Source organism: Lysinibacillus sp. ZYM-1 (assembly GCF_001308875.1).
Classification (GTDB): Bacteria; Bacillota; Bacilli; order Bacillales_A; family Planococcaceae; genus Lysinibacillus.
The window spans coordinates 136,993-161,511 of the sequence record NZ_KQ465110.1; the positions used below are offsets into that span (position 1 = coordinate 136,993).

Sequence of the window (24,519 nt, forward strand, 5' to 3'; positions counted from 1 at the left end):
GACTTCTCTACATACTCTTTAATCAATTTTTATTTTATCGGCACGACAATAGGCTTCAATGTATACGGTTCTTTTATAGGTTCCAATGCCCCTGAGCTATCCTTGATTTTGTAAACACCCACTACAGGAGTGATCATAACCGAGGTAGCTTGTTCATCAAAGTTGTTTGCAACAATGCGTGGGAAATTTCCACGCCCTTCGAAATCTGTATTATGACTAGTCCCTCTATAATGAATAACATTATAATTATTCCCTAAATTATCACTCACAATATAGTCAATAAGGACACCCCGCCATGCATCATTCTCATTTGCTATCAAGACCTCTTCTGAAAGATAAAATGCTGTAGAAATAGGTGTCTTCGTTATTTTAAAAGCTTCTATTTTTATGCCTTCACCTTCCGTTTTCATACGATCCTTTTCCACGCGCTGTGTTTCACTTTCAAGCTTCTCTAAAATAAATTCAAATGCCCAGTCTCCCGCCACTGAATTATTGCCATTATTTAAATCCACGATTTGATTCCCCTGAAAAGTAATATGAACTTCCTCCGGCTTTGAGCCTCTAATAAGTTCAAAAATGTACAATACCGCATACTCATTGTTGCTTATCTTTTGAACCAAATAATTTTTTGAGAAGCCGCCGTATTGATACCTATTGCCAAATTCCTCAGCGGATACTTCACGATTTTCACTATATAAAACAGGTCTTTCCCCTAAATCCTTTTCGCTTTTTATGGTGTAAGCAATAGTAATATTTTCGCCATCATATACAGCGTCTGTAACAGTTACTTCAACTCCGTTACTTTCTTGGCTCATTTCAACATTTGTAGAATAATGATCATAATTGTTAAATACATACCTTTCATCATCAATGAATAATTCGAATATACTTCCGATAAACGGTAAATTTGCAGCAAATGTAGGAAATGTATAGCCAAGTGTCATACTGAATGCGATAAAAAAGGTAGCCGCTACAATAAAATTCCTGATAAAATGCTTTTTCTTTTTGACCTTCATGACATTTCTTTTAATTCTCTCTTTTTCAAGTCTACTTACTTCCATTGGCTCCATATTTATATCAAGGTTTAAATCATTAAATTGTTTATATAACTTTTTCATGTCATACTTCCCCCTAAACGAATTTGCTGTAATCGTTTTTTTCCACGATATAGTCGATTATCAATAGCAGCTTTTGTTAAACCACAATGAGCAGCAATTTCTTCGTTCTTCATATTTAAAAAGTATTTCATTGTAAAAATATCACGATCTAACTGCTCTAATTGAGTCATCATCATGAGCAATTCGTCTGTAGATGTCTTGATGAAGTATTCTTCCTCGGCTGATATTGCTACCTCACCTGTTTCATTGAGCCCATAAAAATATGGTGTTTTAGACAGCCCTCTTTGTTTTGAAATTGCTTTAAACTTTGCTATCGTGCATATCCATCTTCTAAAATCTTCTTTATCTCCTTTAAATTGTTTAGCATTTTCATAAGCCCCTAAAAATGTATCACTCATACATTCCTCTATTATTTGAGGATCATTATAGGATTTTAGAGCATTGTAAATGATTGCTTTTACAATTCCCATATATTCATCAATGACGTATTGAAGTGCTTCTTCCCGCCTTTTCTTAAGATGCTTAATAAAGTTTTCATCCGTTACCCTCATGCAAACACCCCTTCTTCCACAACTTTAAAGGATCCTTCATATAAAACATCGCTCAAACTTCAAATTCTTCTCATATTACTTAAAAATATTTATTATTTCAATTTTATAACAAATATAAAAGGCTAAATCCTAATTGATTTAGCCTTTTTAACGTTTAGATTATGTTTAGATTTTTATCAAGAACTACTTATTTACCTTAGGTGCTGGATAATCAAAGCCCTTCGTATCCACTTCCACCTTTTTCATTTGCTGATCTTCTAGTGGTTTATCTGCACCATCTCGCTCAGCAGCAACAATGGCATCCACCGTTTCCATTCCTTCAATTACTTTCCCAAAAGCTGCATATTCACCATCAAGATGTGTAGCTTCTTTCACCATAATGAAAAATTGTGATCCTGCAGAGTTTGGATCTTGTGAACGAGCCATTGAAATAACCCCTCGTTCATGCTTCAGGCTATTGTCAATACCATTTGAGGAAAACTCACCATCAATTGAATAGTCAGGTCCACCTGTACCATTACCTAAAGGATCTCCACCTTGAATCATAAAATCAGGAATTACTCGATGGAATATAAGACCATCATAAAATCCCTCTTTCACTAAGGAAATAAAATTAGCTACTGTATTCGGTGCTACAGCAGGTTCCAATTCAATGACAATTTTTTCATCATTGTTCATCGTAATGGTCACAATGGGATTTTCTTTTACTTTTGATGCGTAATCCACCGTTTCTTCCGATTCATTCGTTGTAGTTCCCTCTGTTTTCTTACTGTCCTTAGTACCACAGCCCGTCAATACAAAAATGATTGCTAGCAGTGATAACACTAAATAAAAACCTTTATTACGTGTGAACATCTTTTCAACTCCTCTTATTTACCATCAATTCATTATAAAACTATCGGATGATTAACCACAAATCAATAACACATCTCTATCCAAAGGACTTTTATTATTACTGCCCCTGCCCTCAATTGTTATTTAAACTGTGCTTAAAAGTTATAACAGCCAAATTATCTGAATATTAAATAAAAAAATAAGGAAATAATTTAATAGAGGATATTTTAAGGTACTGTAGAAAAAATTTAGGAAGATCTTTTATCTTGAATGGATTTTAATGATTTTAAATTTAATTTTGATCCTTAATAGTAAAACATTAAGGAGGTTAAGAGATTGAAGTGAGCTCAATATTCATTCAATTTATTTCAAAAACATATGATGATGCAAATACGATTTTAAATAGAATTCAATTAAATAATAGAAAAATCTAGATATTCTTCAACTTAAGTAATGCCAACCCATTTTAGAATTAACACTTTATTGTCCCCTGAAAACGTCACAAAATGCACCTACGAGCTGTTTACTAAATGTACATTTACTTTTCACCCTTTGTCCCAACCTAATAGATGATTATTGCCACTGTAGAATATATTTAAATTTACTTTTTCTTAAAAAGGATTCTAGTCCTACATAAAAAGGTAATGGCTTAAACAAAAATATATCCATAAGAAATTTTTACTAATTTCCATATTTTTTTACCTACCTGTTTATTACTACTGTAAAATAAAATACTAAGACATTCGATACGAATAAAGCAAAAATTTAACAGAAATCTCTACAGGACAATGATATAAAATTGGGGGTTCATTTAAATGTCTATGGAACAAACGAGGTATTCTCGACTGGCCAATATAACAAAAATGATAAACATGAAGCTAGATTTACGTGAAGTATTGGAGCAGGTAACAATAGCAATTTCTGAAGAAATCGTTAACTGTGATTCGGTAGGAATTTATCTGCCACAAAAAGATGGAACATTCAGAGGTTATGTAGGAAAACCTGAAGTGATTAACGGCTGGACATTGAATATGCATGTCATTGACACCGAAATAGATTTACTTGCAAAAGAAGTAATTGAAACAAAGAAAACAATCTATATTCCTGATACCTCAAAGGATAATCGCCCTGACCCTAGAGCCGTTGAAGGATTTCATATTAAATCTTTATTAGTACTTCCAATTTCCTTTGAACAAGAGTTGTTTGGACTTGTTTTTTTATTTGATTATGGGATTCCAATGAACTTAGTCGAAGAAGAGATTCAAACGGTTGAAGCATATGTAAATATGGCTGCGGTTGCTATTCAAAATGCAAATAACTTAGCTTATAAGGAACACCTTATAAATGAAAAGCAGTTGTTGCTTGATGTTACACGTGATTTATCAATGTGCTCTTCACTTCAAGAGAGCCTTGATAAATGTTTTTTTTACTTAGAAAAGGTTTTAGATAATAAGAATATAGGTGTTCACCTATTAGATCCTCTTGCAGAAAAGAGAGTTAAACCGGCTAGGCTGAGTAAGGAAAGTGATTGGACAGAAGAAAATTGGCTGAAAACACATAACAAAATTAAAATTGATGAAAGCAATGATGCTGTCATGCAAGAGGTTTTTGAAACTAAAAAAGCGATTCTTATTCCAAATGTTTTTGAGGATGACAGGCCAAATCATGAAGTTTGTCGTAATTTCGGCATTGACGGTTTAGTGATGTTTCCTTTGATTTCAATGGGTGAAATTTTAGGCCAAATCTCTATTGTAAATCTTGAAAAAAAACCTTTCTTCTATACAGAAGCTGAATTACAGTTAGCCCAATCAATTGTTGATGCTACAGCATCGACACTATCAAACTTGTTATATATGGAAAAGCAAGAGATCATCATCGAGGAGAGAACCTCAGAAGTAAGAATCAAAAATAAAGAGCTTGAAAGAGTGGTCGCAGAGTTACAACAACTTAGTCGCGAAAAAGAGTTAATTCTCAATTCTGCAGGTGAAGGAATCTTTGGATTAGATCTTGATCGAAACATTACATTTTGTAATCCCGCAGGTGCACTCATGTTGGGTTATGAAACAGAGAAGGAATTGATTGGTAAATCAGTCGATATTATTAAGAGTGGTTGTGAACAAGAGGACAAAATTATTGTTTCATCCTTTTTAAATTCAAATTTCAACAGCTACGAAGTATTTTTTAGAAAAGATAGCTCTAACTTCCCAGTCGAATATGTAACTTCTTTAATAAAAGAAGGAGACAAGATTGTAGGCGAGGTTATCACATTTAAAGATATAACGCAAAGAAAACAACTAGAAGAAAAGATTAAATACCATGCTTATTTTGACAGTTTAACAGATTTACCCAATAGAGTTCTTTTAATAGACCGACTAACGCAAGGACTGAAATCTGCAAAAGTGAATGGTGAAAGATTTGCAGTTCTTTATTTGGATTTAGATCGTTTTAAGTTAGTAAATGATTCACTAGGTCATAGCTATGGTGATTTATTGCTCCAACATGTTGCCAAACGTTTAAGTGCTTGCGTTCCAGAAGACTCAACTGTATCAAGACAAGGTGGAGATGAGTTTACAATCTATTTACCAAATATTAAATGTGAAAATGACATCTTGAAGGTTATTAATTGTATAAATGCTTCCTTCGCTAAACCTTTTAATTTAGTAGACAATGAAATATATATTAAAGCTAGTATTGGTATCAGCATGTTTCCTGAAAACGGCGATACTACAGAAACATTAATCAAAAATGCAGACACAGCTATGTATAAATCGAAAGAAACACCAGGTACTAGTTACCATTTCTTTAGTGAAGGGATGGATACAAGAACTTTTGAAAGTATTAAACTTGAAAACGATTTATATAAGGCGTTAGAGCGTGATGAACTTGTTATTTTCTATCAGCCTCAAATAAACTATAAAACAAACAGAATTAAGGGTGTTGAAGCTCTCTTAAGATGGAATCACCGAGAATATGGAATGATAACACCCGATAAGTTTATTCCAATTGCTGAAGAAACGGGTTTAATCGTCCCCATAGGTGAGTGGGTTCTTAAAGAAGCCTGCAAACAATTAAAAGAATGGCATAATCAGGGATATCCTTTAATTAGTATGTCTGTGAATTTATCAGTTCATCAGTTCGAACAGAATAATTTATTCTCTATTGTAAAAAATGTCCTAAATGAAACTGATTTGTCATCTGAGTATTTACAACTGGAGCTCACAGAAAATCTAATTGTAAAAAATACAGAGGTAACATTAAAAACGATGACACAATTGAAGGGACTTGGGGTAAATTTAGCTATTGATGATTTTGGTACCGGATATTCTTCTTTAGGTTATTTAAAAAATTTGCCGATTTCCACCTTAAAAATTGATAAATCCTTTGTACAAGAAATGATGACGGATGATGCAGCAGCTATTACAAATACAATCATTACCCTTGCTCAAAATTTAAAACTTGAGGTTATTGCTGAAGGTGTTGAAACAAAAGAACAAGCTGACTATTTATTGGCACAAAATTGTCATTTAATGCAAGGATATTTTTTCAGTAAGCCTATGAAAGCTGGAGAAATTATGAAAAAATATTTCTATTAGTGTTTAAAATTTATTAAGCAAAGGAGAAATATTATGAAAGCAGCTCGTGTAGTCTTAGAATATTTAAAAAGTAGTGGAGTGCAATATATTTTTGGTATTCCAGCTGGTTCAGTAAATGCATTTTTTGATGAACTCAATGATATGAGTGACTTAACACCCATTGTCACAAAACATGAAGGAGCAGCATCATACATGGCTGCAGCTTACGCAAAATACACAGATCAGCTGAGTGTTTGTATTGGTTGTAGTGGTCCTGGTGGGACAAATCTTGTAACAGGTGCTGCAAATGCTATGCGGGAGCATTTACCAGTTTTATTTTTAACTGGTGCTGTTCCTGTCAGCACCATCGGTCTAAATGCCTCTCAAGAGCTAGATGCTGAACCGATCTTCCGACCAGTAACCAAATATAGCGTAACAATTAAAGAATCCAAGGATTTATTGAAAGAAGTAGTAAAAGCCTCCGAAATCGCTATATCTGGAGTGCCAGGTCCTGTACATATTGCTATCCCCATAGACGTTCAACACGAAATAGTTCAAAGCGTAGAAATACCAGCTCCACCAATAAGAACAGCAATAGTTCCTGAAAGAGATACTATTAAAAATGTAGCTGAAAAGCTTTTAGAAAGAGCAAGTGGTTATATTTTGGTAGGACAAGGGGTAAGAAATTCTGTAGAACAATTACTGGAGTTAGCTGAAATACTAAATTGGCCGATTATTACAACACCGCAAGCCAAAGGGTACATCCCAGAGGATCATCCTCTTCTGATTGGTGTTTTCGGTTTTGCTGGCCATGAAGCTGCCTCAGAATTGATAGCTGAAGGTAATGGACAAGTATTACTGATCGTGGGTTCAAGTTTAGGTGAAACAGCAACAAATAACTACAACTTAAACCTTACGAAAAATCGTCTATCTATTCAAATGGACTTTGATCAATCTGTGTTCAACCGAAAATATGAAATTGATATACCCGTGCTAGGTGACATCCATATTAGTTTATTATTGCTTATTGAAGAACTAAGAGCTAAAGGTCAAGCAAGAACTTCGTTTGAGGTTATAGAAACTAAAGAGATTTATGAAGCAGACACAGGGGAATATAACACGAAAAACGTATTGTTAACTATTCAAAAATATTTACCTGCCTCTACAAGATACGCTATTGATATTGGTGAATTTATGTCCTATGTCATTCATCATATGCAAGTAGTAGATTATGATACGTTTAATATAAATGTCCACTTTGGAGCAATGGGAAGTGGGATTGGATCTGCCATAGGTTCAAAGTTAGCTGAACCCGAACGTCCTGTTGTATGTATCACAGGTGATGGATGCTTTTTCATGCATGGAATGGAAATATTAACAGCAAAAGAATATAATCTGCCGATCTTATTTATTGTAATGAACAATGCCCGTTTAGGAATGGTATACCATGGACATGCTTTACAGTTTCGGCGTACTCACCCATCGTTTGAGCAACATCCAATTAATATTAGTGCTATGGCTTCCGCGATGGATATACCAAGTTTCCAAGTAACAGAACTGCAAGATATTAACCATGATATACTTCATAACTTGTTGAATTTAAATGGGCCAGCAGTTTTGGAAGTAGTTTTAACAGATCATAATACACCTCCTATGGGAGATCGAGTTAAGTTTTTATCCTCTTTTGGAAAGTAGATTTTATCACTAACGATGAAAGGTCATATAGACGGGATGAATACCCCCTCTATATGACCTTTTTAATTTATAAATGCGCAAATGATTGTTGAATGACCCCGAGTATAGCACCTATTGTTTTTCCTTTGAAAGCATCTGAAACAGCTTCACCCGTGGGATTTGAGTAATAGTAACTATCCATTGTATCATCGAAGTAATATCCGATACTTGCTAGTTCATGCTGTAAATTAGTTGGCAATTCCTTAAGCCCAGTTTGTTCTAAGAAGTAATTTGTAGAGTAGACCTTCACATCTATATCTCCTGCACCTGTATGTACGACAAACAAATCCTTTTCATGTTGAACAATCCATTGACCCTTTGAATATAAAGATAGCCTTGCTCCCTCTAGTGAGGAAATGGCATCCAAATTAACACCAAACATTTCATTTAGAATACTTCGAGCCTTTGCCCCTGTTATATTTCCCTCATATTGTTGTAGAAAGGAATCTATTGCCTCTCTCCCTGATAATGAAGAAATTCCTTCCATCTCTTTATTTACAATAGGAGCCTCATCTAAATTAATTTTATAAATGAACTCTACAACATGCCAAATCTCCGTACTACTAATCTTTTCTTCATACGTCTCTAAATGCTGATCCATCATTTCTGCCTTCTTCATCTTTCGGCCCTCCCATAAAACTATTCTATAGCCTCTCATACTGTAATAACCTAAAAATCCACACTTCTAATGTTTTAAATTGCACATGACCTTAATAAACCATAATTCCCTTGTCTAGAGCGGATTGATTTTGTACCGGATTTCCTAAAATATATAGCTTTTTCAAATTCGGTAGATTCACTAAAGGCTCTATATTTGAAATAGCGTTGTTTTCCAAATGAAGCACTTCAATTTGTTGCCAATTGTCCAAAAAACTTAACGATTGTAATGAACTATCTTGTAAAGTAAATGAACGTAGAGCTGACAAACCAGCAAAGAAAGGCATCACCTTATCAACCTCATGCACCCAATCACCATTCCCTACTCGCATCGATACATCATTTAAAGTTAAATGTAACAGCACATTGTTCGTTAAAGGATGCTCATTAGTAAATTGAAAATTACATTTAGAACATTTTAATGTTTTCACATGTTTTAGATTGAATAGCTCGCTCGTTCCCTCTTCAAAAACTGTCTCGTCAAAATGTAGTGTTTGCAAATTGGGTAGGTCATTTAAAGAACTAATCTCTGTAAAAACCCCATACTCCCTCGCTGTAAGTTGTTCTAGCTTTGGATATTTCCGTAATTGTGCACCATTTAATGTCGAATCCGATCCACTTATATCCACAGTCAAATCTTTTAAACTAGGTGCCTCTAGCTTCGGTATAAAAGATCCTGTTATTTCCGCCTTCTTCAAATGGGGCGCTACTATCGGTAAAGTGTCGCCATAGTAACCCGTTAGCGTAAACTCTGTGAGTGACGTTAGACTGTTCACAATATCAAGTAATTCCAATTGACCTGGAGAAGATAAACGTAGCTTTGTTAAAGACGACTTATTTCTCAATTTTTCTAAATTAGCGATGTTCATATATTCAAGATCAAGTGATTGTAGATTAGGCATGTTTTGTATGAAATCAAGTGTTTTTAAATTTCTTACCGATGTAAGCTTCAGTTCCTGTAATTGATTCAGTGAATAAAAAGAGCTAAAATCTGTCGCTTCACTATTATCGATCGTTAATGATTCTAAATTTGTTAAAGTAGACAGCCATTTAAAATCATTGGTAAATTTTAAAGACAGTGATTTTAGCGGCAATTTATTTAGAAGCTGGAAATCTGTGACCTCTTCCGTCAAATAAGATATTTCTAGTGATTGGAGATTGGGAAACTCTAATAATAAAGCAAGCTCATTATTGCTTCGAATTTGGATAGAGAGTTCTGAAACCGTAGATTTATCGCTAAAGTATTCCGCAATTTTACTAAAAGATTCATTAAAGCTTCCGGTATAGCTTTTTAAGTTTTTCAAATGTCGAAAGCTTACTTTTTCACTTTGCGATATTTCATAATCATTCATCAGCTTCAATACAGTCAATCCAGTAAATGCTTCGAAGTCCTTTTGTTCAATTTTTTGTGTATTTAATAACTTATCCTTCATAATATAGGTAACAATTTCTGCTTCCTTATTTGTAAACGGATCATCCAGACTGTAATCAAAATGCCATTGATCCTCAGAAAAATAGGCAGCCAAATAACGGATGCTTGCAATTTCTTCTTTACTTGGCATTACATCCCCCTTTTCAAAAACATCTTTTAAAAAGAGTAGTAAAACCTCGCTTTCTGGTATTGTTCGTACAGATGTCTCTCCATAATTTCCTTCTTCTTTTTGATTGTTGCTTAAAAGCAAATAACCAAAAAATACACATAGAAAGACTATCGGTATAAGAAGAAATACTTTTAAATTCGTTTTTGGACGTGTCGCTGTATGAGGAGCAGTTGTACCATAATAATTATTAATCGTTTGATCTACATAATAGACTTTATTTTCTTTTAACATTATTTCAGTATCACAAAATGGACATTTGAATGATTGCCCCTCTTTAAATTCAATGTTTCCATTACAATTAGGGCATTTTAATGTAACAAATTCCACTGACAATCCCCCCTCCCTGTCTATTTCCAATTAAGCTTAGTGGTCTGAAAAATAAATGTCAATATTTCTAATAAACACTAATCATATCCCTCCTTTAGATCTACAATAAAAATGCTGTGGTGGCCTATATGCAATCCCCATTAATTTAAAGAGGAACATCTTCGAATTTTCTTATTTGTGGCTAAGCTAATTAATTGTGAAGAAATAAAGGAAATATGTTATCTTTTTGCAAGGTAGTATTTTGGAAAGAGAGGATATTCATCAATGAATCAAAATAATTTCTGGCTTGATTTACCGCGGCCATTTTTCATTTTAGCACCTATGGAGGATGTGACAGATGTTGTATTTCGTCATGTCATTAGTGAGGCAGGTCATCCCGACGTATTTTTCACAGAATTCACAAATACGACAAGCTATTGCCAGCCAGACGGCATGGATAGCGTGCGTAACCGCTTAGCTTTCACAGAAGATGAGCAGCCGATTGTTGCTCATATTTGGGGAGACAACCCTGAACATTTCCGTCAAATGAGTATCGGCATGAAAGAGCTGGGCTTTAAAGGGATCGATATTAATATGGGTTGCCCAGTCGATAATGTAGCTGAGCGAGGAAAAGGGGCAGGCTTAATTCTTCATCCTGAATTAGCCTCAGAAATTGTCCAAGCTGCAAAAGCAGGTGGTTTACCTGTTAGCGTAAAAACAAGACTAGGCTTTACTGATATAGCAGAGTGGCGTGAGTGGCTCACTCATATTTTAAAACAAGACATCGCTAATCTTTCTATTCATCTACGTACACGAGAAGAAATGAGTAAGGTCCCCGCACATTGGGAATTGATTGCAGATATTAAAAAACTACGGGATGAAATAGCTCCTGGAACATTGCTAACGATCAACGGTGATATTCCTGACCGAGTAACAGGTTTAAAATTAGCTGAGCAATACGGTATCGATGGGGTAATGATTGGGAGAGGTGTGTTTTCAAACCCCTATGCCTTTGAACATGAGCCAAAGGAGCATAGTGCGGAGGAATACCTGAACTTGCTATCCCTTCACCTCAATCTCCATGATCATTATTCTAAGGAATTTGAAACTCGTTCATTTAAAGCATTACAACGTTTCTTTAAAATATATGTGCGCGGCTTCAAGGGAGCTAGTCAATTACGAATTCAATTAATAAACGCAAGTTCTACCAATGAGGTACGTGAACTACTTGCAGCGTTTACTGGAAACGAATTAATAAAATAAGCCTTCATAATAAAGGAGACTGGCTATTGCAAGCCAATCTCCTTTTTGGTTGCTTTGTCATACATTTCGATACATTTTAGAAGACTACTGCTCTTCTGAACTTTCTTTATAGATCATCTCTTTATTGTCAGTATGAATGCTTTTCATTCCCTCAAAAAATGAATACTCACTCCTTAAATAATTTTCTAACTCTCCTTTATCTTGCGGAAGCTGAGTTAAGTAATACTTTGAGCTATCGATTCTTTTTTGAATTTCTTGTTGATTTTGGGTCGTCATTCCGTGACCGGGTATATGGGTTGTGATTGCATGATTAAGTAAAATCTTTTCAGCCTTATTCATCGTATTCACATAATCCTTATAGCTGCTAAAGATGAACGGAAATTCAACATCGGACAAGTAATCGCCCGAAAGAAATAACCCGAATGGCTCTATCACTGTAAATAAGCCATCATCTGTGTGACCAGGGGCTTGATAAAAGGTCATCGTGATCGAATCTAACTCTAATGTATATCCATCCTCTGAAACGACAATATCAACTGTAGGATATACAGGGAAATAACTCCTATGTAAATAATATTTCTGATCAAATTGATGAATTTTTTGAACGCTTTCTGCTTTATTCGAATAGTCATCAAATCGTTTAGAGGCAATTACCTTGGCCTTTGGAAACGCTCCTGAACCAATAATATGGTCAAAATCACTATGCGTATAAATAATATATAGTTGTTTGTCACCTTGAATGTTGTTTATAAAATCTTGAATTTCTTGAATTTCACTAGGTAACCAATTAGGATCTGTCATAATGATTGCTTCATTCGTTTGAATGATTGCCGAGGTAGTCATATATAATGCACTTTGAAAAACTGTAATAGTATTGTTTTGGAATTGAATCATCTTGAACCTTCCTTTTCCCCTTTTAAAGGTAGCATCTTTGAGTTAGTATGGTAGATTTTGAACAAGGCTTCTTAATGTAAAAATTCGTGCAAACTTAGTAAATTCCTGCTTCAAGAAAAAGTGTAACGTAACAGGAATGATGTTTAAGCATATTTCATGTAGCTATTAAAATCAGTAACCTTATCGATAGTGGAAATCCAATAACCCCATGCAATCTAGAAAGATTTTTCTTGTAAAAATATTTTATGATATGATGTTTAGGTTGTTTATCTACTCTGTGACACATCTATATTCATCTAAGAAAGAGGTATTTATGCACCACACACAATTATCCAAGCGACATTGGTTACTTATTTTAACACTTACTTCATTAACATTTGTGCTGGGGACAAGTGAATTTGTCATAGTCGGAATCTTAACTGATATTTCTTCAAGTCTACAAATGACAAATGCAAAAGCAGGCACACTCGTTTCTGCATTTGCCCTTACATTTGCCGTTGCTACACCACTCGTGATGTCCGCAACAAGTCACTTTCCAAAGCGTAAATGGATGTTGTTTTTGATAGCATCTTTCATCGTCTTTAATGCTTTGTGTATCATTTCTACGAACTACATTATGCTGTTGCTACTTCGTATTATGACAGCGGTTGTAACAGGCGTTTTAATTTCTCTAGCCATGATTGTTGCAAGCGAAACCATGCCGAGTAACAAACGTGGACTTGCCATTTCATTCGTTTTCGGCGGTTTCACACTGGCAAATGTCGTGGGGGTACCAATTGGTATTGTAATTTCCAACTCGTATGGATGGAATGCCACTTTCATGTTAACCACTTTACTAGGAGGGGTTGCATTTTGGGCATCCTTTTTCGTCTTACCAAAAGGGCTCAGTCAAGTACGTAGCTCCATACGGGATCAGTTTTCTCTCATAATCAAGCCACGTATTTTAATGGCCTTTTTCATTCCTGCCCTAGGATTTGGTGCAACTTACGCGGTCTTTACGTACCTTGTTCCTATTTTGAAGGGAATGGGGGCTCCAAATCATTCTATTAGTTTCATCCTTTTTGGATATGGGTTTATTTCGATATTCAGCAATATTCTCGCTGGCAAAATTGCCAATCACAATCCTATCGGTCGCCTTCGGTTTGTTTTTCTCGTGCAGGCAATTGTTCTAATATGTTTATTTTGGACTACCAATCATTTTATTTTAGGACTAGTAAACATCGGATTAATGTCGTTAATGGCGATCCTGCTAACAACATCTACTCAGCTTTATTTAATTGATCTAGCTGAAATTTACCAACCAAGTGCTAAAGGATTGGCCGCTTCACTTATGCCCGTTGCGAGTAACGTAGGTATCGCTTTTGGTTCTGCATTAGGCGGAATTGTCTATCATCAAGGGAATTTAATGAATGTAACATGGGTCGGTGGGCTCGTTGCAGTCTGTGCAAGTCTACTAACATTTTTTAGTCATCACTTAGATCAAAAACAATCAACATAAAAAACGAAAGACATTTACTGTTGAGATAGTTTACAAACACTCTTAGCTGGCGATTTGTAAAAAAAATCGCCAGTTATTTTTATTTCCAAAACCACACTCTAAAAAGATTTCTCCTCCAATAATGGCCTCTCTCCTCTTCTATAAGCTACTACTCGACCGACTATACCTACATCGGCTGTTTTGATAGGATTAATTGAAAAAATTTGGATAGGCATTTCTCATTTGAAAGTTCTACTTTTTTATTCAATTTCTAGGAAGATAGATTTAATCTATACTTCTCAAAATGATACTAATTATCAATATTTCATAATATTTAAATATTCCAATACTCGAACTAATTAAATTGTGATAAATTGGAAATATCACACTAAACTGAAAAGTGTGACAATTAGAGGCGGAGGAGGAAATGAGATTTGAAAAAGTTTAAGTTTACAAAGTTCTTAAGTAGTATGCTAGCTTTCGTTATGGTGCTTTCTCTATTGGTTCCTTTGTCGAGTGCTCGTGCTGAAGAATCGAAACCATTCAAGCAGGATAGTCAAAGTGAAAGTATACTTCAACTAAAGGCGACTATCGCTGAACAGCTAAGCTTGTCTAAAGATGGTCCAACTCTCCACGAAAGCTTACAAAATGTATCAGGCAATCAAGAGGTTGCAGTCATCATTCATTTATCTGAAAAGCCTGTTGCATTAGAGCAAGGGATAAGCCAAGTCAAAGGCCAAAGATTCTCTAATGCCCAAGCAAATGAAGCTCGGTCAAATGTAAAAGTACAACAAGCACAAGTAAAAAAAGAGTTAGCTACTAAAAACGTTCAGATGACTCAAGGATACACATTTGATACTGTTTTAAACGGCTTTGCGGCAACTGTAAAAGCAAACGATCTCCCGAAACTGCTTACAATAGAAGGAATTACATTAATCGAACCTGATGTAATTGTTTACGCATCAGAAGATAATACAATGAAATCATCAGAACTTATTAAGGAAGATCCAATAGAAGCTCAAATGAATACAAGTAATTCTTTCCTGGGCATCGAAGAGCTTTGGAAGGAAGGGCTTGAAGGACAAGGAATTAAAGTTGCAGTATTAGATACTGGTATTGATACAGATCACCCTGAGTTCGCTGGAATTTACAAGGGTGGGAAAAACTTTATTCCAAATTCATCAGCTTACACGAAGCCTCGGGCAGATGACGACGCATCGGAAACATTACCTTCGGAGCGTCCTGTCGGTACACCTGAATTTAATGAAAAAGGAAGCTCGTTCTATACATCTCACGGTACACATGTTGCTGGAACAATTGCAGCAATCGGAGCTAACGAATTCGGTATAAAAGGAATTGCTCCAAAAGTAGACCTTTATGCTTACCGTGTTCTTGGTGCATATGGAAGTGGAGCTTCATCAGGTATTGTTAAAGCAATTGAAACTGCTGTAATAGAAAAAATGGACATTATCAACCTTTCACTTGGTGGGGGACCTAACTCTGAAACGGATGCTGGTTCATTTGCTATTAATAATGCAATGATTGCTGGGACAATCGGAGTAATTGCAACAGGGAACTCTGGTCCAGATCGCGGAACAATGGGCACACCTGCAACCGCTCGTTTAGGAATTGCTGTTGGTAACACTACAAATCCTGAAACAATATATAACGGGGAAGTGAATATTACAGTTGGCGACTACAACTTAACAAAACAGCTTCCATTAATGGGGACAACCTTTGGGGGAAATTTAGCAGCACAGCTTCAAGGAGAATTTGACCTAGTTGCTGTTCCTGGAAACGGGGAAGTAAATGACTTTGAAGGAATTGATGTAGCAGGTAAAGTGGCATTGATTTCTCGTGGCGGTATCGCATTCGTTGATAAAATTGCGAACGCAAAAGCAAATGGAGCGGTCGCAACAATAATTCATAACTTTGCTGGTGGAACGAATGCACCGAACATTTCAGGCACACTCCTCGGTGATTCATTTGATTTTCTGCCAACATTTGATATGTCCCAAACAGATGGCGATGCAATTCGCGCTGCATTAGCAAACGGGACCGGAAAAGTAAGCTTTAGTCAATTTGCTTCCACAAAGACACTGGGAGATGAAGTATACTCTTCAAGTTCACGTGGACCATCTACACCAAACTTTGATATTAAACCAGATGTAAGTGCGCCTGGAACAAACATTATGTCAACGATTCCAATGTACAAAAAGGATTTCCCTGATGCAGATTATGGAAAAGCATATGATCGTAAAACAGGAACTTCTATGGCAACACCACATATTACAGGCATTGTTGCATTAATTAAACAAGCAAATCCCGATTGGAACGCGTTCGACATTAAAGTGGCGCTTTCTAATACAGCAAAGGTTTTAGATAAAACAGAATACGATGTGTTTTCTCAAGGTGCAGGGCGTGTAAATGCTTATGCAGCAGCGCATCCAGAAATTCTTGCCTATGCACTTGATAGTGCAATTTTAGATGGATCTGGTGCAGTTTCAGAAAACTTGAAAGGTACAGTTACTTTTGGTCCACAATCACTTAAAGACCAGGATATTTCAGTAACGAAACAAGTTTTAGTAAAAGATATTAAAGGCAATGGCGGCAATTATAATGTTTCAATTGATGTGACAAAAACATTTGGTGATGCAACTGTTACAGTCGACCAACCGACATTTAATCTAGCTGGTGAGCAAGTTTTAAATATTACATTAACTGCTTCACAAGCTACGGCACCAAATGGCTCTGAAATGCTAGGGTATATTTACATCAGCGGTGGAGCTACAGAAATTTCATTACCATTCGCAGCTGACTTTGGCGGCGAGGCAGTAACGGAACTTAAAGATTTTAAGATTACAGAAACAGACCTATCCTTTAACGGGGATGGAGTGAAAGATTCAGCGGTACTTTCATTCACATTAACTGGAGATGTAACAACTAACTATATTGAGCTTTGGGATATTATGAATCCTGATGGTGGAGAATACGGAGACGGTTACATTGGTTATCTACATGCAGGTACTGCACTAGGAAAGGGCTCTTATACACTGAATATTGGTGGGCAGTACAAACCATGGGGAACAGAACCTGCCACAACAATTCCAGATGGTCTCTATACAATTGACTTTACTGGTCTTTCAGCATCAGGAGCAGTTTCCGATTATATTGGACCAATTATCGTGAAAACGACTAAACCAGAAATTACTGGTTCAGTAGCTGAAGGTGTCGCTACAGGACAGGTAACAGATAAGTATATCGACTACAATGAAGAGCTATATTTATACGGTTTAAATTACAATTTAAATGATAAATTAAAAGCTTCCTATATTTCGACGGTAAATGGCGAAGTACAAGCACCAGTTGCTTTTGAATTAAATCAAGACGGTAGCTTCACATTCCCAGTAACAGCAGAAACTAATGCTGTATCAGTATTAATTCATGATGCTGCCGGGAATGTTGGTGAAGCAAAAATATATGAAAAAGAAGTAGTAGAACCAGTAGTAGCGCTTTCTGTCAATCCAACTGAGCTAGACCTAACAGCTGGAGAAACTGCACAACTTACGGTAACAGAAACGTCTACACCTGCAGAAGGTGAGGCAACAGAAGAAGATGTAACTTCAAAAGCTACTTATGTTGTTGGAGATGGAAATGTTGCAACAATAGTAAATGGATTAGTAACTGCTGTAGGTGAGGGCACGACTACAATTACTATTTCATACGGTGATAATGAAGTTACTATAAATGTTACAGTTAAAGCACCTGTTGTAGAAGCACCAATAGTAACACTAGAAATTGACCAAGCTCAGGTTGAAACTAGAATAGGTAAGGAAGTTACAGTTAAGATTACTGAAGTAACTACTTTTGATGGTACAACAACAGAAAAGGATGTTACAAATCTTGCAACCTACGAAGTAGCAGATAATAAGATAGCTACTGTAAAAGCAGGGGCTGTAAAAGGAAAAGGTCAAGGTACTACGACGATTACGGTAACGTATGGTGAGCACACACTAACATTTGATGTGTTGGTTGTAAAGCCAGGGAATGACAATGGTAATGGCAACGGCAATGGCAACGGCAATGGCAACGGCAACGGCAATGGCAATGGCAACGGCAATGGCAATGGCAACGGCAACGGCAACGGCAATGGCAACGGCAATGGCAATGGCAATGGCAACGGCAATGGCAACGGCAATGGCAACGGCAATGGCAACGGCAACGGCAATGGCAATGGCAACGGCAATGGCAATGGCAACGGCAACGGCAATGGCAACGGCAATGGCAATGGCAATGGCAACGGCAATGGCAACGGCAATGGCAACGGCAATAAAAATAATAATGAAGTTACCGAAGACAAGTTATAATCAATTTCAGTTCAAGCAAAAAGAGAAATTGCATTGTGCAATTTCTCTTTTTGGTATTTTATAAAGCAATCCCTTTAAACTTTCTTGCCATATTTGTTACAAATCAGGTCCACTTTATCTCTCCTAAATTAACGACATTTGTTGTAGAAGCTCTTCCCATGTTTGCATTTTTTCTTTCGTTACTTTGACAAAGTCAAATTCTCCATAGTAGATAGCGTCCATAAGCTTCGGAAAATTTACCGTTTGCCACTCCTACTTTGGTTTTAATTTAACTAAAAATTTTTAATTATCTCCCCAACCACTTGTTAGTGGCACCACGATTTATGATAATCGCTCTAAATCCTGGTATTCTTTCATGTATGGGCCTTCCTCTGCAACATATGAATGATACAATGCCTTTACTGCAAAATTTTTCTCTAAACCCATTTCAGATTTTAGCTTTTTTAATTCATCATGCAACGTTCGATGTTCATTGATAAGCTTTAGCATAATTGATTTATTATATTTCATTACATCCGTCCTTTTTGTTTATAACTTGAATAATTACAATTTTAAAATAGTTAAATTCAGGAGAATTATATGGAACTGCAAAATCCTCGTTTCATTCGTAATCGCAAGAACACTTTAAAGATACAATAGATACTTTAGTAGAAATACAAATCAAATCGGTCACTTACTTATGATATGGTTCATCGTAATATATCTAAATGAGGTTTACATTAAATATTGCTTTAATTGTAATGCTCATTTCCACCTCTCTAATTTGTGAAAGTTTTTTACAAACATACCTGCAAAAACTTCGGAAAACCCATTTCAATGCACTTATCTTTTACAAATCGTTTCATTTCGTCTACCAATATGTCCTTTTGCGTGAATTCCCCTTCTTAATAACAATACTTACAATCATACAACTTTTATTTAAATTTTTCTCCTATACCACGATCTCCAATTTTTTTAATGGTATGGCACAGCTTCGGCATTTTTTAAATTCTTTCATACTATTACCTTGAAAATTACTTTTATTAAGCTTCTAATGTTTTATAAATCTTTTTGACTCTTTTTAATTGTGGTGCTGTTAGGTATTTTTCTCTTTTTCGTAACACATTCAATAATTCCTCTTTATTTTCATCTGTTACGGCTAAAAGTGTACTTTCCGAATGCTGTGGAATTTCCTTTGGTCTGCAATTCTCAAGGTGATGGAGTAATATTGGAAAAATCACATCATTGTTTTCCTTACTGACAGCAGCTAGCTTCGCAAGAGTTAGGACACCTTTATCAATTGTAATAACTGAACCAACTTTCATAGCACTTTTTAATATATCAAGATGAGCCATAATGGTTTCTGTTGCTTCCTCGGTAATCGTTGCTAATGCCGTCATTCCTCCCCAGACCAAACGATTATTACGGCTTTTTAGCAACTCTATAAAAGTCAGGACATACTTACTTATGAGTTCTGGTTTAACTTGCCCAATTTCGTACGCTACTTTAATACAATCGTATTGAATCTTTTTATCCTTGCAAGTTAGGTTTTTAATTATTTCTTCTATGCCCGTATAATTTTCTTCATTAGCTAAACTATGTGCCAGCTCAATATTTGGCATTTCATCATTTCGACTTAGTTGAGAAGCTAACAGATTCACAACTGACATGATTATCCCTCATTTATTAAATTTATTTAAGTATATACATTATCACATTTAGCCCTTAATGAATCAGGTATCTGCATCACGGAAATAGTATCATTTAATATTAGCAATATTATTGCAATATAAATGCCATGGACGAAATCAAATTAACATCTCCTTGTTCTTTTTCTCAGAAAAATCTATGTTACGATGATTTTACATTAACAACTAAGAACGCACATGGAGGATTAATGAATGCTTAAAAAAATAATTTCAATTGTACCAGTTGCAATACTTTCTGCAACTTTAGGTGCTAATGCTCAAGCAGCAACCATTACCGTACAAAAAGGAGATACTCTTTGGGATTTATCTCGTGCACATAATACTTCTGTAGAAAATATCAAAACATTGAATCATATTACTACTAACCTTATTCACCCTGACGATGTCCTTACCATTGCACAACAATATACCGTTAAGCAAGGTGATACACTATGGGACATAGCCCTAGATCATCAAGTCACTGTTTCGCAAATTAAAGAATGGAATCATTTACATACGGACCTTATTCATCCGGGTTTTAATCTATCCATTATTGATGGTACGAAAACGAGTACGGCTGTAACTGACAAACCAATGAAGCCTGCAGCTCATGCAGCAAAGGAAACTACAACTTCAGTAACAAATAATACAACTGCAATGGAGAGTAAACCTAAAGAAACTGTTTCATCAACAAGTAAAACAGCTTCAAAGGATAGTGCACCTGAAGCGACCGCTCCATCAACAAGTAATACTGCTTCAAAGGAAAATGCACCTGAAGCGACTGCTCCATCAACAAGTAATACTGCTTCAAAGGAGAATGCACCTGAAGCAACTGCTCCATCAACAAGTAATACTGCTTCAAAGGAGAATGCACCTGAAGCAACTGCTCCATCAACAAATAATACTGCTTCAAAGGAACTTATAGTAGAAGCTTCAGCCTATACGGCTTCATGTGAGGGATGTTCCGGTATTACCGCTACTGGAATTAACCTTAAAACAAACCCAAATGCAAAGATCATCTCCGTTGACCCAGCTGTAATTCCACTGGGTAGTAAAGTTTATGTGGAAGGCTATGGTGAGGCAATCGCAGGGGATACTGGCGGTGCCATTAAAGGAAAACGAATCGATGTCTTTTTTCCTTCTCAACAAGATGCCATTAATTTTGGAGTAAAACAATTAAAGGTCACAATATTAGACTAACATATCTATTACCAGCCGATCCTTAGGATTTCTATATATGTACAAAAAGGTGACTTAAAACCTTAATAAGCAAAAAAAGAACCAGATTTGGTTCTTTTTTGCTTATTTTTCTCAGCCTTTCCAATAGGTTCGTTATTGTCACTTGCTTCTTCTCAACGTTCCAGGTGGTTCATTTAAAAACCGCACTTACTTATGATACGGTTCACCGTAATGGATTTAAGTGCGGTTTTTTCGTCTAACCTTTATAATAAAATAAAGGACGGTGATAGCATGTTAAATCGAGAAGTTGAACAGCAGTTAATAAAAACAATTAATGAACAATTGAATCCAGCTTTCATTATTTTATTTGGCTCTTTTGCCAAAGGGACTGCTCGTCAAGATAGCGATATTGACCTTGCTTATTTTAGTGAGCAGCAGCTTTCATCCTATGAACGTTTTACGCTTGCCGGAGACTTAGCAATACTCTCTGGCCGCGAAGTAGACCTTGTCGATATTAAACAAATTGATACCGTTTTCACAATGCAAATTTTTTCTGAAGGTGTGCCGATTTATATAAAAAATGAAAACGAATTTTCGCGTCAAAAAATACGGGCATATAGTATGTATGCAACCTTGAATGAGCAACGTGCTCCAATTATAGATGCAATAAAAGAACGAGGAAGTGTATTTGGCGATGAATGATGTCATTTTAAATAAAACGACAACGATTGAACGTTGTGTGAATCGTATTCATGAGGTATATGAAGGTAATCCATACAATTTAAAGGATTTCACGAAGCAGGATAGCATCATTTTAAATATTCAACGAGCTTGCGAGGCGAGCATTGATTTAGCAATGCATATTGTCAGCGAACGTAAACTTGGCGTGCCAAAAGCTAGTCGTGAAGGGTTTAAACTATTGCAGGAAGCTGACTTGATTGATGCTCCTTTAGCAAAAACCCTGATGAATATGGTCGGTTTCCGTAACATTGCTGTACATGATTATCAGGCCCTGGAGCTCGCTATCTTAGAAGCAATTTTAGAGAAGCATATTAATGATTTTAAGGAATTTGCGAAGGTTATTTTGCAAGTAGACAATAATATATAATGGCTATCTTTCGAAGACGATATTATAGAAACTGTTCTTGTGTAATTTCTACTGCAATATTTTCATCTGACACTAGTGATCTCATATAAAAATACACATCATGGAAATATGCCTGATAGATTTCCTCAAAGTCCATGTCTCTCCCCCTTTTACCCAAACAACTAGCGAACTGTTTAAGCGTTACGAGATTTTAAAAAATAGACATATTCATTTTATCTGAATATGTCTAGCTACTGATAAAAATCATACGATAAAACCTGACTTACTATGTAACAACGCACCACGAACGATTGGGTGTAATGCTTGTACTTCCCTACCGTCCCAACTCATTAAAGCATTCATTTGCTCTTGAATTTTGAAAGGTGTGCGCATCCATTTTAACATGTCGATGAATCGTTTAAATGATTGTAGAAGTAAATCAGTGCTCTACTTCTAAAATCGTTCTATAACTCTTTTCATGAAACCTTCAGCTGCTTTACTCAAATATTTGTCGTTACGATAGAAGATATCAAGTTCCCTCGTTGGTGCATTTTCAATGGGTATTGATCGAATACCTAGCGATTGGAAGTTTTCGATAAGTTGGCTAGGTTGAATAGTAGCACCAATGTCTTTTTGAACGAGTTGAAATAATGATGTAGCCGAGCCAGTTTCCATAACACTATTAATCGTTATTCCTTGTCCATCGCACCATTTATCGATTAGGTCACGACCACATTTCCCTTGAGGATACATAACAAGTGGTATATCTACCAACTCTTCTGGTTTGACGCTCTTCCTCTGAGATAAGTCATGATTTTCATTCACAAATAGACTGTATCTCTCCGTATAGAATGGAATACGCTCTAAATAAGAATTTGCTTCTACCTTTAAACCAATGCCAATATCCACTACATTACCTAGCACTTTTGTTAAACTTTCTATTGTCGGAAATACTTGCACTTTCGTGTTGGGGAATTCCTTTCGAAAATCAATTAAAATCTCGGTTAAGCGATAATCAAGATCCGAAGGCAGTATTGCTATGCGCAAATGTCCCTTGTTTAAATCTATCAAATCAGAGATAGCTTTCTTGGCATTTTCTAAATCCTGATGAACTTTTAGAGCATAGTGCTCAAGTAACTCACCAGCTTCCGTTTTCACTGTTTTTTTGCCAATTCGATCGAATAATGGTGCCCCTATTTCCCCCTCTAGGACACGTATCTGCTGACTTAACGTCGGTTGAGAAATCCCCAATTTAAAAGCAGCTTCAGAAAAATGTAACTCCTTACACAGCATAAGGAAGTAATTTAATTGTCTAATTTCCATATCAACTTCTCCTTTTCTATAGCCAAAACCTATTGTTTGTATAGAAAAAATAGTATTGAACTATTATATTTCAAATTTTACAATGAACGTATTAAAAAGGAAAGGAACTTAGGTAGGATACTGTGGTGAAAAATTATTAGAAAAGGAGTTTACAAATATGAAGAACAGATATATTGAATTGATGGAAAAGAGGCGTTCAATTTACGCTCTAGGAAAAAATGTAGAACAGTCTGAAGGAATACTTCAAGACACTATTATGGAGGCAATAAAGCATAGTCCAACTGCTTTTAACTCACAAACTTCACGAGCAGTGATTTTATTTAACGAACATCATGATAAATTATGGGACCTAGTCGAAGAACAGTTACGCTCAATTGTTCCAGTAGAAAACTTTGCCCGAACAGAAGAAAAAATAGACTCTTTCCGTGCAGGCTTCGCTTCCATTTTATTTTTTGAAGACCAAGACGTCATTCAACAGTATCAAAATCAATTCTCTCTATACGCAGAACAGTTCCCTATCTGGTCTGAACAAGCAACCGGAATTGCGCAGCATTCTGTATGGATGGCATTAGCACAAGAAAGACTAGGTGCCTCCCTTCAACACTACAATCCACTTATCGATCAAAATGTGAAAGACGAATGGGGAATTCCTGATAATTGGAAATTAACTGCACAAATGCCATTTGGAAGTATCGAAGAAGTGCCAAGTGAAAAAGAATTTTTGGCAAATGAAGAGCGCTTTAAAGTGTTTCGCTAATATACCTACTAAAGTAAAACTTTAATCCGTGGTAGTTTTTTTATCTCCCACCTAATTTTTTTCCGACAGCTAAATTTTGAGGTGGGGGGTTATTGCCCGATAATGCAGGATAAAAGGATTGGGGTCTTTGTA

19 protein-coding genes are annotated in these 24,519 nt (G+C 35.9%); 9 read left to right on the plus strand and 10 right to left on the minus strand.

Annotated features, from left to right (window positions below; all coding sequences use genetic code 11):
• Nucleotides 1-29: 29 nt before the first annotated feature.
• The 3 genes from AO843_RS05960 to AO843_RS05970 form a co-directional block, all read right to left on the minus strand.
• A complete protein-coding gene (locus AO843_RS05960; RefSeq protein ID WP_054610220.1) occupies nucleotides 30-1,118 on the minus strand; it encodes a DUF4179 domain-containing protein in 1,089 nt (362 codons plus the stop codon).
• Complete coding sequence (locus AO843_RS05965) at nucleotides 1,115-1,669, minus strand: sigma-70 family RNA polymerase sigma factor (RefSeq protein WP_054610221.1); 555 nt, start codon at nucleotides 1,667-1,669, stop codon at nucleotides 1,115-1,117. The genes AO843_RS05960 and AO843_RS05965 overlap by 4 nt, the downstream gene beginning before the upstream one ends.
• Nucleotides 1,670-1,852: 183 nt before the next feature.
• Complete coding sequence (locus AO843_RS05970; RefSeq protein ID WP_054610222.1) at nucleotides 1,853-2,524, minus strand: peptidylprolyl isomerase; 672 nt, start codon at nucleotides 2,522-2,524, stop codon at nucleotides 1,853-1,855.
• A gap of 794 nt (nucleotides 2,525-3,318) precedes the next feature.
• On the opposite strand from AO843_RS05970, the gene AO843_RS05975 reads away from it, so the two are divergent.
• Nucleotides 3,319-6,096, plus strand: coding sequence for an EAL domain-containing protein (locus AO843_RS05975; protein ID WP_054610223.1), 2,778 nt, complete (start codon nucleotides 3,319-3,321; stop codon nucleotides 6,094-6,096).
• Nucleotides 6,097-6,129: 33 nt separating this feature from the next.
• The gene (locus tag AO843_RS05980; RefSeq protein WP_054610224.1) at nucleotides 6,130-7,770 is read left to right on the plus strand and encodes a thiamine pyrophosphate-binding protein; all 1,641 of its coding nucleotides are present in this window, start codon (nucleotides 6,130-6,132) and stop codon (nucleotides 7,768-7,770) included.
• Nucleotides 7,771-7,837: 67 nt separating this feature from the next.
• On the opposite strand, the gene AO843_RS05985 is transcribed toward AO843_RS05980, so the two are convergent.
• Nucleotides 7,838-8,428 (minus strand): hypothetical protein, encoded by a 591-nt coding sequence (locus tag AO843_RS05985; RefSeq protein ID WP_054610225.1) that lies wholly within the window; start codon nucleotides 8,426-8,428, stop codon nucleotides 7,838-7,840.
• A 91-nt stretch (nucleotides 8,429-8,519) separates the two neighbouring features.
• Nucleotides 8,520-10,394 carry a leucine-rich repeat domain-containing protein gene (locus AO843_RS05990; RefSeq protein WP_054610226.1) on the minus strand — a complete coding sequence of 625 codons (1,875 nt, stop codon included), beginning with the start codon at nucleotides 10,392-10,394 and terminating at the stop codon, nucleotides 8,520-8,522.
• A 264-nt stretch (nucleotides 10,395-10,658) separates the two neighbouring features.
• Between AO843_RS05990 and AO843_RS05995 the strand changes: the two genes are divergently transcribed.
• Nucleotides 10,659-11,636 (plus strand): tRNA dihydrouridine synthase, encoded by a 978-nt coding sequence (locus AO843_RS05995; RefSeq protein ID WP_054610227.1) that lies wholly within the window; start codon nucleotides 10,659-10,661, stop codon nucleotides 11,634-11,636.
• Between the two features lie 84 nt (nucleotides 11,637-11,720).
• On the opposite strand, the gene AO843_RS06000 is transcribed toward AO843_RS05995, so the two are convergent.
• Nucleotides 11,721-12,530 (minus strand): MBL fold metallo-hydrolase, encoded by an 810-nt coding sequence (locus AO843_RS06000; RefSeq protein ID WP_054610228.1) that lies wholly within the window; start codon nucleotides 12,528-12,530, stop codon nucleotides 11,721-11,723.
• A 313-nt stretch (nucleotides 12,531-12,843) separates the two neighbouring features.
• On the opposite strand from AO843_RS06000, the gene AO843_RS06005 reads away from it, so the two are divergent.
• Nucleotides 12,844-14,028, plus strand: coding sequence for an MFS transporter (locus AO843_RS06005; RefSeq protein ID WP_054610229.1), 1,185 nt, complete (start codon nucleotides 12,844-12,846; stop codon nucleotides 14,026-14,028).
• Nucleotides 14,029-14,441: 413 nt separating this feature from the next.
• Nucleotides 14,442-18,374 carry a S8 family serine peptidase gene (locus tag AO843_RS06010; RefSeq protein ID WP_231630085.1) on the plus strand — a complete coding sequence of 1,311 codons (3,933 nt, stop codon included), beginning with the start codon at nucleotides 14,442-14,444 and terminating at the stop codon, nucleotides 18,372-18,374.
• 321 nt (nucleotides 18,375-18,695) lie between these two features.
• Here AO843_RS06010 and AO843_RS06015 read toward each other — a convergent pair whose 3' ends face one another.
• Both AO843_RS06015 and AO843_RS06020 read right to left on the minus strand, forming a co-directional pair.
• Nucleotides 18,696-18,884: a hypothetical protein gene (locus tag AO843_RS06015; protein WP_054610230.1), complete on the minus strand. Its 189-nt coding sequence runs from the start codon at nucleotides 18,882-18,884 to the stop codon at nucleotides 18,696-18,698.
• Nucleotides 18,885-19,396: 512 nt separating this feature from the next.
• Entirely contained in the window at nucleotides 19,397-20,023 is a 627-nt protein-coding gene (locus AO843_RS06020) for a hypothetical protein (protein ID WP_054610231.1), read from the minus strand.
• A 231-nt stretch (nucleotides 20,024-20,254) separates the two neighbouring features.
• On the opposite strand from AO843_RS06020, the gene AO843_RS06025 reads away from it, so the two are divergent.
• The 3 genes from AO843_RS06025 to AO843_RS06035 all read left to right on the plus strand — a co-directional run bounded on the left by AO843_RS06025 (nucleotide 20,255) and on the right by AO843_RS06035 (nucleotide 22,328).
• Nucleotides 20,255-21,241: a LysM peptidoglycan-binding and 3D domain-containing protein gene (locus tag AO843_RS06025; protein WP_054610232.1), complete on the plus strand. Its 987-nt coding sequence runs from the start codon at nucleotides 20,255-20,257 to the stop codon at nucleotides 21,239-21,241.
• Nucleotides 21,242-21,511: 270 nt separating this feature from the next.
• The gene (locus tag AO843_RS06030; RefSeq protein WP_054610233.1) at nucleotides 21,512-21,922 is read left to right on the plus strand and encodes a type VII toxin-antitoxin system MntA family adenylyltransferase antitoxin; all 411 of its coding nucleotides are present in this window, start codon (nucleotides 21,512-21,514) and stop codon (nucleotides 21,920-21,922) included.
• Complete coding sequence (locus AO843_RS06035; protein WP_054610234.1) at nucleotides 21,915-22,328, plus strand: type VII toxin-antitoxin system HepT family RNase toxin; 414 nt, start codon at nucleotides 21,915-21,917, stop codon at nucleotides 22,326-22,328. Before AO843_RS06030 ends, AO843_RS06035 begins: the two co-directional genes overlap by 8 nt.
• A gap of 243 nt (nucleotides 22,329-22,571) precedes the next feature.
• Here the strand turns inward: AO843_RS06035 and AO843_RS24495 are convergent, their stop codons facing one another.
• On the minus strand, nucleotides 22,572-22,712 hold the full coding sequence (locus AO843_RS24495) for a hypothetical protein (RefSeq protein ID WP_156313939.1): 141 nt from the start codon (nucleotides 22,710-22,712) through the stop codon (nucleotides 22,572-22,574).
• Nucleotides 22,713-22,760: 48 nt separating this feature from the next.
• Nucleotides 22,761-23,630 carry a LysR substrate-binding domain-containing protein gene (locus AO843_RS06040; RefSeq protein WP_054610235.1) on the minus strand — a complete coding sequence of 290 codons (870 nt, stop codon included), beginning with the start codon at nucleotides 23,628-23,630 and terminating at the stop codon, nucleotides 22,761-22,763.
• A 157-nt stretch (nucleotides 23,631-23,787) separates the two neighbouring features.
• Here AO843_RS06040 and AO843_RS06045 point away from each other — a divergent pair, with 157 nt between their 5' ends.
• On the plus strand, nucleotides 23,788-24,387 hold the full coding sequence (locus AO843_RS06045; protein WP_054610236.1) for a nitroreductase family protein: 600 nt from the start codon (nucleotides 23,788-23,790) through the stop codon (nucleotides 24,385-24,387).
• Nucleotides 24,388-24,519 lie beyond the last annotated feature (132 nt).

What these genes read in the sequence shown, in the direction of transcription:
- AO843_RS05960 (WP_054610220.1), bottom strand. Translation starts at nt 1,118, where the DNA reads ATGAAAAAGTTATATAAACAATTTAATGATTTAAACCTTGATATAAAT.
- AO843_RS05965 (WP_054610221.1), bottom strand. Translation starts at nt 1,669, where the DNA reads ATGAGGGTAACGGATGAAAACTTTATTAAGCATCTTAAGAAAAGGCGG.
- AO843_RS05970 (WP_054610222.1), bottom strand. Translation starts at nt 2,524, where the DNA reads ATGTTCACACGTAATAAAGGTTTTTATTTAGTGTTATCACTGCTAGCA.
- AO843_RS05975 (WP_054610223.1), top strand. Translation starts at nt 3,319, where the DNA reads ATGTCTATGGAACAAACGAGGTATTCTCGACTGGCCAATATAACAAAA.
- AO843_RS05980 (WP_054610224.1), top strand. Translation starts at nt 6,130, where the DNA reads ATGAAAGCAGCTCGTGTAGTCTTAGAATATTTAAAAAGTAGTGGAGTG.
- AO843_RS05985 (WP_054610225.1), bottom strand. Translation starts at nt 8,428, where the DNA reads ATGAAGAAGGCAGAAATGATGGATCAGCATTTAGAGACGTATGAAGAA.
- AO843_RS05995 (WP_054610227.1), top strand. Translation starts at nt 10,659, where the DNA reads ATGAATCAAAATAATTTCTGGCTTGATTTACCGCGGCCATTTTTCATT.
- AO843_RS06000 (WP_054610228.1), bottom strand. Translation starts at nt 12,530, where the DNA reads ATGATTCAATTCCAAAACAATACTATTACAGTTTTTCAAAGTGCATTA.
- AO843_RS06005 (WP_054610229.1), top strand. Translation starts at nt 12,844, where the DNA reads ATGCACCACACACAATTATCCAAGCGACATTGGTTACTTATTTTAACA.
- AO843_RS06015 (WP_054610230.1), bottom strand. Translation starts at nt 18,884, where the DNA reads ATGAAATATAATAAATCAATTATGCTAAAGCTTATCAATGAACATCGA.
- AO843_RS06020 (WP_054610231.1), bottom strand. Translation starts at nt 20,023, where the DNA reads ATGTCAGTTGTGAATCTGTTAGCTTCTCAACTAAGTCGAAATGATGAA.
- AO843_RS06025 (WP_054610232.1), top strand. Translation starts at nt 20,255, where the DNA reads ATGCTTAAAAAAATAATTTCAATTGTACCAGTTGCAATACTTTCTGCA.
- AO843_RS06030 (WP_054610233.1), top strand. Translation starts at nt 21,512, where the DNA reads ATGTTAAATCGAGAAGTTGAACAGCAGTTAATAAAAACAATTAATGAA.
- AO843_RS06035 (WP_054610234.1), top strand. Translation starts at nt 21,915, where the DNA reads ATGAATGATGTCATTTTAAATAAAACGACAACGATTGAACGTTGTGTG.
- AO843_RS24495 (WP_156313939.1), bottom strand. Translation starts at nt 22,712, where the DNA reads ATGTTAAAATGGATGCGCACACCTTTCAAAATTCAAGAGCAAATGAAT.
- AO843_RS06040 (WP_054610235.1), bottom strand. Translation starts at nt 23,630, where the DNA reads ATGGAAATTAGACAATTAAATTACTTCCTTATGCTGTGTAAGGAGTTA.
- AO843_RS06045 (WP_054610236.1), top strand. Translation starts at nt 23,788, where the DNA reads ATGAAGAACAGATATATTGAATTGATGGAAAAGAGGCGTTCAATTTAC.